The 3,056-nt window shown below is 67.8% G+C and carries 7 protein-coding genes; all 7 read left to right on the forward strand.

Translation table 11 applies throughout. The annotated features are described in order from the left end of the window. The first annotated feature begins 54 nt into the window (after positions 1–54). A complete protein-coding gene (gene rplV, locus VIW71_RS00020; RefSeq protein WP_331619645.1) occupies positions 55–453 on the forward strand; it encodes a 50S ribosomal protein L22 in 399 nt (132 codons plus the stop codon). Between the two features lie 2 nt (positions 454–455). Then, on the forward strand, positions 456–1,286 hold the full coding sequence (gene rpsC, locus VIW71_RS00025) for a 30S ribosomal protein S3 (RefSeq protein WP_331619646.1): 831 nt from the start codon (positions 456–458) through the stop codon (positions 1,284–1,286). A 3-nt stretch (positions 1,287–1,289) separates the two neighbouring features. Next, complete coding sequence (rplP, locus tag VIW71_RS00030; protein ID WP_331619647.1) at positions 1,290–1,709, forward strand: 50S ribosomal protein L16; 420 nt, start codon at positions 1,290–1,292, stop codon at positions 1,707–1,709. Next, positions 1,709–1,966: a 50S ribosomal protein L29 gene (gene rpmC / locus VIW71_RS00035; protein ID WP_331619649.1), complete on the forward strand. Its 258-nt coding sequence runs from the start codon at positions 1,709–1,711 to the stop codon at positions 1,964–1,966. The genes rplP and rpmC overlap by 1 nt, the downstream gene beginning before the upstream one ends. A gap of 1 nt (position 1,967) precedes the next feature. After that, positions 1,968–2,276 carry a 30S ribosomal protein S17 gene (gene rpsQ / locus VIW71_RS00040; RefSeq protein WP_331619650.1) on the forward strand — a complete coding sequence of 103 codons (309 nt, stop codon included), beginning with the start codon at positions 1,968–1,970 and terminating at the stop codon, positions 2,274–2,276. A gap of 126 nt (positions 2,277–2,402) precedes the next feature. Continuing rightward, complete coding sequence (rplN, locus tag VIW71_RS00045) at positions 2,403–2,771, forward strand: 50S ribosomal protein L14 (RefSeq protein ID WP_331619651.1); 369 nt, start codon at positions 2,403–2,405, stop codon at positions 2,769–2,771. 15 nt (positions 2,772–2,786) lie between these two features. Further along, a partial coding sequence (gene rplX, locus VIW71_RS00050; RefSeq protein ID WP_331619652.1) for a 50S ribosomal protein L24 occupies positions 2,787–3,056 on the forward strand: 270 nt, incomplete at its 3' end.

Genomic DNA, 3,056 nt, shown 5'->3' on the forward strand with positions numbered 1-3,056 from the left:
AAGTCCCGCCGCCGCTGACGCGGGGGCAGCCGCAGAGAAGGAATCAGAGAACACATGAGCAAGGACTCACGTCCCAGCCGCCGCCAGGCGTTGCTCGGCGACCGTCCCGGTTCGTACGCGATCGCGCGTCAGGTCCGGGTCAGCCCGACCAAGGCCCGCCGCGTGGTCGACCTGGTCCGCGGGCTGCCGGTGGACGACGCGCTGTCCACGTTGCAGTTCGCCCCGCAGGCCGCGAGCGAGCCGGTGTACAAGGTGTTGGCCAGTGCCGTCGCCAACGCCGAGCACACCGACAACCTGAAGCGGACCGACCTGTACGTGTCGCAGGCGTACGTGGACGAGGGCATGACCATGCGCCGGATCCGGCCGCGGGCGAAGGGTTCCGCCAGCCGGATCCTCAAGCGGTCGTCCCACATCACCGTCGTCGTCGAGCCGACCAGCAACAAGGAGGCCTGAGCATGGGCCAGAAGATCAATCCGAACGGCTTCCGGCTCGGCATCACCGCCGACCACCGCAGCCGTTGGTACGCCGACAAGCTGTACAGCGCCTACGTGGGCGAGGACGTCAAGATCCGACGGATGCTGACGAAGAACCTCGAGCGCGCCGGCATCTCCAGCGTGGAGATCGAGCGGACCCGGGACCGGGTGCGGGTGGACATCTACACCGCACGTCCGGGCATCGTCATCGGCCGCAACGGCGCCGAGGCCGAGCGCGTGCGCGGCGAGCTGGAGAAGCTCACCGGCAAGCAGGTGCAGCTCAACATCCTCGAGGTCAAGAACCCCGAGATCGACGCTCAGCTGGTGGCGCAGGGCGTGGCCGAGCAGCTGGCCTCCCGCGTGCAGTTCCGGCGGGCCATGCGCAAGGCGCAGCAGAGTGCGATGCGCGCCGGTGCCCAGGGCATCCGGATCCAGTGCTCGGGTCGTCTGGGCGGCGCCGAGATGAGCCGGTCGGAGTTCTACCGCGAGGGTCGGGTGCCGCTGCACACGCTGCGCGCGGACATCGACTACGGCTTCTTCGAGGCCCGTACGACCTTCGGCCGGATCGGCGTGAAGGTGTGGATCTACAAGGGTGACGTCGCCGGCACCCGCGCCGAGCGCGCAGCCCAGAAGGCTGCCCGCAGCGCCGCCGGTGGCCGCAACCGTCCGGGTCGTCCCGGCCGGGGCGACCGCCCGACCCGTGGTGACCGGCCCGAGCGCGGCGGTCGTCGTCGCGCCGAGGGTGCGGCCGAGACCGCGGCTCCGGCCGCGGAGCCGACGGCCACCACCGAGACCGCAGGACAGGAGGCCTGAGTCATGTTGGTACCCCGCAGGGTGAAGTTCCGCAAGCAGCACCACCCCAAGCGGACCGGTGCGGCCAAGGGCGGCACGAAGCTCGCCTTCGGTGAGTTCGGGATCCAGGCGATCGAGGCCTCGTACCTGACCAACCGGCAGATCGAGTCCGCTCGTATCGCGATGACCAGGCACATGAAGCGTGGCGGCAAGGTGTGGATCAACGTCTACCCCGACCGCCCGCTGACCAAGAAGCCGGCCGAGACCCGGATGGGTTCCGGCAAGGGTTCGCCGGAGTGGTGGATCGCGAACATCAAGCCGGGACGGGTGCTCTTCGAGCTGTCCGGCGTGACCGAGGACGTCGCGCGTGAGGCGATGCGCCTCGCGATCCACAAGCTGCCGATGAAGGCACGGTTCATCAAGCGTGAAGCAGGAGACTACTGATGGCGAAGAGCGCCACCGCAGCTGAGCTGCGCGGCCTCACCCGGGCCGAGCTCAACAGCAAGGTGAGTGAGCTGAAAGAGGAGCTGTTCTCGCTCCGCTTCCAGTCCGCCACCGGGCAGCTGGAGTCGCACGGTCGGCTCCGCGAGGTACGCAAGGACATCGCCCGGATCTACACGGTCATCCAGGAACGCACCCTGGGCATCGTGGACGATCCGGACGCCGCTGAGGACACCTCGGCGGAGAAGGTAGAGGCCTGAGATGAGTGAGAACGTGAACGAGACCGTCGAGGTCGCCACCCCGGAGGCGGCCACCGCCGAGCGGGGCCCGCGCAAGGTCCGCGAGGGCTACGTGGTCAGCGACAAGATGGACAAGACCGTCGTGGTCGCCGTCGAGGATCGGGTGAAGCACCGCCTGTACGGCAAGGTGCTGCGGCAGACCAGCCGGCTGAAGGCTCACGACGAGACCAACAGCGCGGGCGTCGGCGACCGGGTCCGGATCATGGAGACCCGGCCGCTCTCGGCGACCAAGCGCTGGCGCCTGATCGAGATCCTCGAGAAGGCCAAGTAGTTCCGAGTTGTCAGACTCCGTGGTCGCCAGGGCGACCACAGGGTCTGACAAGTCGGGGAAGTAACCCCACGAGTTCTCGCCAGGCCCGGGCAACCGGGAACCGGTGAGACAACCAGGAGATAACAGATGATCCAGCAGGAGTCGCGACTCAAGGTCGCCGACAACACCGGGGCGAAGGAGATCCTTTGCATCCGCGTGCTCGGCGGCTCCGGTCGTCGCTACGCCGGCATCGGCGACGTCATCGTCGCCACCGTCAAGGATGCGATCCCCGGCGGGAACGTGAAGAAGGGCGAGGTGGTGAAGGCCGTCATCGTCCGTACGGTCAAGGAGCGTCGGCGTGCCGATGGCTCGTACATCAAGTTCGACGAGAACGCAGCGGTGATCCTGAAGACCGATGGCGAGCCCCGCGGGACCCGTATCTTCGGTCCGGTCGGCCGCGAGCTGCGCGAGAAGCGCTTCATGCGCATCATCTCGCTCGCCCCGGAGGTGATCTGAATGACGAAGAACAAGCTGCACGTGATCAAGGGTGACCGGGTGAAGGTCATCGCCGGCAAGGACAAGGGTCTGGTCGGCGAGATCATCGCCGTGCACCCCGAGGCTTCCCGGGTGACCGTCTCCGGTGTGAACATCGTGAAGCGCCACCTGAAGGACACCTCGGCCCAGCCGCAGGGACGCCAGACCAAGGGCGGGATCGTCTCCTCCGAGGCCCCCATCCACGTGTCCAACGTCCAGCTGCTCGTGAAGAACAGCGACGGCGAGGACGTGGTGACCCGGGTCGGC

The organism is Streptomyces sp., assembly GCF_036524955.1.
Lineage (GTDB): Bacteria > Actinomycetota > Actinomycetes > Streptomycetales > Streptomycetaceae > Actinacidiphila.

Excerpts from the sequence above, each read along its gene's own strand:
- rplV (WP_331619645.1), top strand. The coding sequence starts at position 55 with ATGAGCAAGGACTCACGTCCCAGCCGCCGCCAGGCGTTGCTCGGCGAC.
- rpsC (WP_331619646.1), top strand. The coding sequence starts at position 456 with ATGGGCCAGAAGATCAATCCGAACGGCTTCCGGCTCGGCATCACCGCC.
- rplP (WP_331619647.1), top strand. The coding sequence starts at position 1,290 with ATGTTGGTACCCCGCAGGGTGAAGTTCCGCAAGCAGCACCACCCCAAG.
- rpmC (WP_331619649.1), top strand. The coding sequence starts at position 1,709 with ATGGCGAAGAGCGCCACCGCAGCTGAGCTGCGCGGCCTCACCCGGGCC.
- rpsQ (WP_331619650.1), top strand. The coding sequence starts at position 1,968 with ATGAGTGAGAACGTGAACGAGACCGTCGAGGTCGCCACCCCGGAGGCG.
- rplN (WP_331619651.1), top strand. The coding sequence starts at position 2,403 with ATGATCCAGCAGGAGTCGCGACTCAAGGTCGCCGACAACACCGGGGCG.